Source organism: Haloferax sp. s1 (assembly GCF_058382125.1).
In genome coordinates, this window is sequence record NZ_JBZRPK010000501.1 from 1 (window position 1) to 6030 (window position 6030).

At 59.8% G+C, this 6030-nt stretch carries 7 protein-coding genes; 3 read left to right on the top strand and 4 right to left on the bottom strand.

Going from position 1 to position 6030, the window contains the following annotated elements:
- Positions 1–507 (bottom strand): sodium:calcium antiporter (locus QT222_RS07975; RefSeq protein WP_491476856.1); only part of this gene is annotated, 507 nt, incomplete at its 3' end.
- A 118-nt stretch (positions 508–625) separates the two neighbouring features.
- On the opposite strand from QT222_RS07975, the gene QT222_RS07980 reads away from it, so the two are divergent.
- Positions 626–1048, top strand: coding sequence for a hypothetical protein (locus QT222_RS07980; protein ID WP_491476857.1), 423 nt, complete (start codon positions 626–628; stop codon positions 1046–1048).
- Positions 1049–1062: 14 nt separating this feature from the next.
- Here QT222_RS07980 and thiC read toward each other — a convergent pair whose 3' ends face one another.
- Positions 1063–2529: a phosphomethylpyrimidine synthase ThiC gene (gene thiC / locus QT222_RS07985; protein ID WP_081603724.1), complete on the bottom strand. Its 1467-nt coding sequence runs from the start codon at positions 2527–2529 to the stop codon at positions 1063–1065.
- A 136-nt stretch (positions 2530–2665) separates the two neighbouring features.
- Between thiC and QT222_RS07990 the strand changes: the two genes are divergently transcribed.
- Entirely contained in the window at positions 2666–3250 is a 585-nt protein-coding gene (locus QT222_RS07990; protein ID WP_491476858.1) for a YIP1 family protein, read from the top strand.
- Between the two features lie 107 nt (positions 3251–3357).
- Here the strand turns inward: QT222_RS07990 and QT222_RS07995 are convergent, their stop codons facing one another.
- On the bottom strand, positions 3358–4518 hold the full coding sequence (locus QT222_RS07995; RefSeq protein ID WP_491476859.1) for a multicopper oxidase domain-containing protein: 1161 nt from the start codon (positions 4516–4518) through the stop codon (positions 3358–3360).
- A gap of 260 nt (positions 4519–4778) precedes the next feature.
- On the opposite strand from QT222_RS07995, the gene QT222_RS08000 reads away from it, so the two are divergent.
- Complete coding sequence (locus QT222_RS08000; RefSeq protein ID WP_004059602.1) at positions 4779–5153, top strand: winged helix-turn-helix domain-containing protein; 375 nt, start codon at positions 4779–4781, stop codon at positions 5151–5153.
- A gap of 65 nt (positions 5154–5218) precedes the next feature.
- Here the strand turns inward: QT222_RS08000 and QT222_RS08005 are convergent, their stop codons facing one another.
- A complete protein-coding gene (locus QT222_RS08005; RefSeq protein WP_004059601.1) occupies positions 5219–5860 on the bottom strand; it encodes a helix-turn-helix domain-containing protein in 642 nt (213 codons plus the stop codon).
- Between the last annotated feature and the right edge of the window lie 170 nt (positions 5861–6030).

Consider the following 6030-nt stretch of genomic DNA (forward strand, 5'->3'; position numbering starts at 1 on the left):
CTGAATGAAGAGGTAGAGTCCGTAGAGAAACAGCGGGATGAGTGCGAGCGGACGGGTGATTTGGCCGGTGAGCGGTGGAGCGTTCGGCTCGGGGAAGTAGATGACGGCAAGCGAAAACGTGACCACGAGTGTAGCGACGGCGACCATGTAGAATTGCGCCTCCTTGTAGACGACGAGACGGCTGGTTTCGAGGTCGCCTTCGGAAGCGAGTCCCGACAGCGCCGGAATCACGAGAATGTTGAAGATGGCGGACCCGACAATTGCGCCGACACCCATGTCGAAGACACCGGCGGCCGCAGCGATAGTGACGCTTGCGAACTCGGGGAAACTCGACCCAAGCGCGACGATAATCGAGCCTTGAACCACTGCTGGCAGGCCGTAGTGGGTCGCGAGGTGGTCCGCAGACTCTTCGAGCCACCCGCTGCCGAACCAGATGAGGCCGGGCGTAAGGAGAACCACGAGGACGTTCACGAGCGGAGACGAGGGGACGAAATCGCCGAGGACCATCGAGGTAGCAATTCAAACACGGAGAAAATGAAGCCACCGACACGTCGCGGAAATATCCGATTGCACGCTGTTCGCTGTTCGCCGCAACGTATTAGTAAGTGACACCCACACAACATTTATGGCAGCGAGAGGTGGGTCCCGGATTCGGCGTCTCCAGCAAGGACTCGCCGTCGGCGTTTTCGGGGTTCTCATCGCACTGTTCACCATTCCGCCTGTGCGTCTCTCGCAGTTGTCGGCGACGACACTGGGAGGGGTCGTACTCGGTGGTGGGATATGGGTTACACCAGCCCTCCTGAGCGTGGTTTCCCTCACTCAGGTTCGTGCCGCCGAACGCAGTATCGCCTCGGTCGTCATCGTCGGACTGAGTTTCGTGACGCTTGGACTCACGCTCCTGAACGTTCGGACACTCGTCGTCACCGAGGAATTCCATCGGTACGGCGGGAAAGGGGCGTTCGTCGGACCATTGATTGCCCTCGTGACTGGCTGCCTGCTCGGCGGTGTGGTGCTCCTCGGTGAGGCGGTCTCGTCCACTTCGGACTGAGGGTTTTCGGCCCTTTAGTCGTCGGCGTGGCTGTGTTCGTGTTCGTGGTCGTGTTCCGGCGTGAACGTGACGCCGTTGATTTCGATTTCCTCGGGGACGCCGCTCGTGTCGTGCGTGCCGACCGGGGGAAGGTTCGCCTCAGCAGCTTCGGACACGTTCAGGTCCGTCTCGGATTCGATTTCCGACATCTCGCCGTCGGCGTCGCGGGCGTCTTGGTCGATGCGCATCGAACAGAACTCGACACCACACATCGAGCAGAACCGCGCTTCCTTGTAGTTGTCGCCGGGCAGCGTCTGGTCGTGGTACGACTGGGCGCGTTCGGGGTCGAGCGCGAGGTCGAACTGCCGACGCCAGTCGAACTGGTAGCGTGCCTCCGAGAGCGCGTCGTCCCAGTCGCGAGCGCCCGGCAGGTCGTTGGCGACGTCGGCCGCGTGGGCGGCGATTCGGTACGCGGCGAGTCCCTCGCGCACGTCCTCTTGCTCGGGAAGTCCGAGATGTTCTTTCGGCGTCACGTAACACAGCATCGCGGCCCCGGAGCGACCCGCTTCGGCCGCTCCGATAGCGCTCGTAATGTGGTCGTAGCCGGGAGCAACGTCGGTGACGAGGGGACCGAGGACGTAGAACGGCGCGCCGTCACAGACCGCCTGCTGTCCTTCGACGTTGTCCGCAATCTCGTCCATCGGAACGTGTCCGGGGCCTTCGACCATCACCTGAACACCGTGGTCCCACGCGGTCCGGGTGAGTTCGCCCAGCGTTTCGAGTTCGGCAAACTGCGCGTCGTCGGATGCGTCGGCGAGACAACCCGGCCGAAGCCCATCGCCGAGTGAGAAAGTCACGTCGTGCTCGGCGAAGATGTCACAGATCTCTTCGAACTTCGTGTACAGCGGGTTCTGCATGCCGTTTTCTTCCATCCATTGTGCGAGGATAGACCCGCCGCGAGAGACGATTCCCGTCTTCCGGCCGTCGGTCAAGGGGAGGTGTTCCATCAACACCCCGGCGTGAATCGTCATGTAATCGACGCCCTGTTTGGCCTGCTTTTCGATGACATCGAGCAGCAGTTCGTGGGTGATTTCTTCGGGGCTTTCGGCGCGTTTGACCGCCTCGTAAATCGGGACCGTCCCGACCGGAACGGGCGAATATTTGATGTTCGCTTCCCGGATTTCGTCGAGGTTCGACCCCGTCGAGAGGTCCATGACGGTGTCGGCCCCGTAGTGAACGGCCGTGTGAAGTTTTTTGAGTTCCCCTTCGAGGCTGCTCGTCTCCTCGCTGTTGCCGATGTTGGCGTTGACCTTCGTGGAGAACTCCCGCCCGATAATCATCGGGTCGAGCGACTCGTGGGCGTGGTTGGCCGGGATAACGGCCTGCCCGTTGGCGACTTGCTCCCGGACGAACTCGGGGTCACGGTTCTCACGCTCTGCCACGCGTTCCATCGCCGGGGTTACCTGCCCGTCGCGGGCACGCTGCATTTGAGTTGACGCCATTAACCACCTAGTTATACCACTAGCTGATAATCTTTATGACAAGCGGCTCTGAGCGTTGTGTAGGTTGCTATCACTGGTAGTGATTGGTTCCCGACCACCCAAATAGATAATTGGTTGACAATACAATCAGTCAGTAATGCCCTCCACACCGCTTTTTGCCCCACACGAGTTTTTCGAACAGCACACGCCCTCGTTCGCTGGCGCTGTACTCATCCTGTATCTCACCGGGGTCGTCGCCGTCGCAAGTGGTCTCCCCTTCCTGTCGCAGTTCAGCGACGCCGAGTTCTCGGTGGGTATCCAAGTCGTCGCGGTCCTGCTCGGCGGCGGAATCGGCGCGGCCGGTATCTGGGTCGTTTCGACCGCCTTGGTGTACATCCTCTCACGAGTGGCCGGTGGCGTTGGCTCGGTTACGAGCACTGTGGTGACTGTTGGTTGGGTTGCGTTGCCGCTGTTACTCGTGAATACGATTTCGACAGCGACGGTCTGGGTTCTTCACCTCACCGGTGGACTCCCAACCACTACGCCGACACAAACGCAGCTTCCGGAGTGGCTCGTCCTGCTCAACACCGTGACTGGGTTCGTTGGATACCTGTGGATTGGCTACATACTTACGTATGCAATTCACGATGTACACGACCTCACAGTCCGACGGGCGGCCGCTATCTCGGGAGTCGTGATTCTAGTCCCTCTGTTGAGTAGCATCTCCACTCTCGTTTCCTGAAAAGCGACCTACCACACCCTCGAAAGCCCGTGAACCCCTCCCTCGGACGCTTCACGTAGATGGGTATGGCTGCCAAAAATGAACGACTCGGGAACGTTATTCGCGAGTTATTGCGGTTCGTAGCCCGCGTAGTCCATCAGTTGCGAGAAGATATCGCTCTTCATCGCTTCCTTGTAGACGACGCCGCCGAGCATGCCGCCGGGGTAGAAGTCCCCGTTCATCACGTGGTTGACCTTGTGGCAGTGCATCAGGTAGATACCCGGCTCTGAGTCGGCAGTGAACTCGATAGTATGGCGCTCCGCAGGTGCGATATTCGTCACGTCTTCCTCGTAGCGCGCGGCCTCGGGGATGACCCCACCATCCTTCTCGACGAGTTGGAAGCGGTGGTTGTGGATGTGCATCGGGTGGCTCATGTAGCCCGCGTTGACGTAGTGAAGCCGGACTTTGTCGCCGTGTTCGACGATAATCGGTGAGCCATCTTCGGGGTGGAGCGTCCGCGGGGCGCTCTTCCCGTTGACGGTGAACACGTCGGGCTTGCGGTTACGCGGGTCGTAGCTCACGTCCTCGCCAGCCATCTGCCGGGGAAGCCGCGAATCCCAGTCTCTAACCGTCATGAAGTACTCCTTGTCGGCCGGTTCGTAGCCCTTCGGGTCGACACGGAAGATACCGTACATCCCCATCTCGATGTGGCGATGGGTCTGGTAGTGGCAGTGATAGAGGTGGGTGCCGGGAACGTTCGCCGGGATGGTGTAGGTGTGTTTCTCGCCTGGGTCGACGCGGATACCCGTCGTCGTCGGTACGCCGTCGTCCTTCCACGCCTTTTGCGCACCGTGGAAGTGGACCGTGTGAGGGCGCATCCCGTCGGTGTTGTCGAGCGTCACTTCCATGTCGTTGCCCTCGGTCGTCCGGAGAATCGGACCGGGAACGCTCGGGTCACCATCGTCAGCACTGAATGCCCACACCTGCGGTAACTCGACAGGGCCGCCCATCGACTCGCCGGGGTGGACAGCGTGGCGTGCTGGTGCGCTCTTGAGCGTCACTTTGCCGCCCTGGTCGTCAACCTGAACCACCTCGGGCGGACTGGTGTACGGCAGCGTCGAGTTGTCAGTTGCCGCCGTCGTTGTATCAGCGGTACCGACTGCTGCATTCGAATCTTCGTTCGTGGGCGCAGTACAGCCAGCGAGACCAAAGATACCTGCCCCGCCGGTCGCAGCGAGGAACTCGCGACGCGACATCGTCGAACCGGGTGCACCGACGTATTTTCTCATTACAACCGGTCGTTAGCCCAGGGTATCGGTATAACGCTCGTCTGTTCCCAGGCCTCAGGAATAATTCGAACATGTTCGGGGTCGCCGATACATTCCGAGAGGGAAAACAGGTCAAGTGAGATTACCTGTCAGAACCGGCGGCCAATCGTTCGGCGTGTTACGCCACTGGACCACACACCTTTCCCACTAGCTGAGGATATACCGACAGCGCGATATGGATTGCGAGCAGAGTACACCCGTACACCCGAGGAACTGAGTCGATGTCTACGAACCCTCTCTCTGACGCGCTCGAACCGGATTTTCAGACCGTGTTCGACGCGCTCACGAGTCAGCAGTGTCGGACAGTCCTCAGACACCTCGACAGTCCGATGACCGCCAGCGAAATCGCGGATACCTGTAACCTTCCCCGGTCGACAGTGTACCGGAAACTCGAACAGATGGTCGACGCCGGGTTACTCGATAAGCGCGGCGACAAACGGGAGGCCGCGCAGTACGCACTCGGGTTCGACGAAGTGGTTGTGACACATACTTCGGGCGAACTCGACCTGTCAGTCTCTTCGCCGTCGCGGTCGGCGTCAGACCAGCTCTCACAACTCTGGTCGGAAGTCAGGAAGGAGACGGGACAGCGGGAGTAGTCAGGAAGCGAGACAACGAAATAGCAGAAAACCACGACTACGGAAGCGTTGGCCTGGCGGCACACTCAATCTAACGTGATGTCGTCCCGCGTGAGGAACGCTTTCATGACTTTTCCCTCGGCACGGTGGAGTTTTTCGCTCGTCGTCGACTTCGCCAGACCCACGGTGTCGGCCAGCGCTGTGAGTGTACACGTACGCGGCGTGTCGTAGTACCCCTCCGAGACTGCCGTTTCGAGGAGGTCGTACTGGTCGTCGGTGAGAAGCGACTCCGTGCTGACCGACTGGTGAATCGAGACGAGGTCGAACGGGATACCGAACTGGGTAAGCTGTTTTCCTAACTCCGAGAGGCTCTCTCGGGGTGCCGTAACCTCGACGATAACCTCGCTATCGACAATCGTAATCGGGAGTTCGAGCGGGATGCCGACCTCACTCAAGGTGAGAATCAACAACGGCTCGGTCGTCTCGAACTGGACCAACGCTTGGTCGGGTTGCGCTTCGAGAATCGTCACCGAGACGACCGAGTCGTACTCGTCGATTGTCGTAACGATTGGCTCGATATCGTCCGCGTGTATCTCGACGAGTCCGACACCCGTCTCTTCGGCGGGCATGGCTGCGAGGACGGTGAACTCGGCGTCGGGGTACCGACTGGAGAGGTCGGAGACCCAAACCACGTCGGGGAGACTGAGAGAAAGTGTTGCCCTGGGCATCTGTATATGGTCCTTTCCCCCTACCGAGACAAAAACATTCGCGAACATGTTCGGGATATTTCCACGTTTCGGGAACAACCGGTTCGGGTATTCATGTATAGCCAAACAGTTCAGGTGTCGAGCGAGGTTGGCCACCAGCCTCGCAGCGGTACCATTCATGACGACAAACG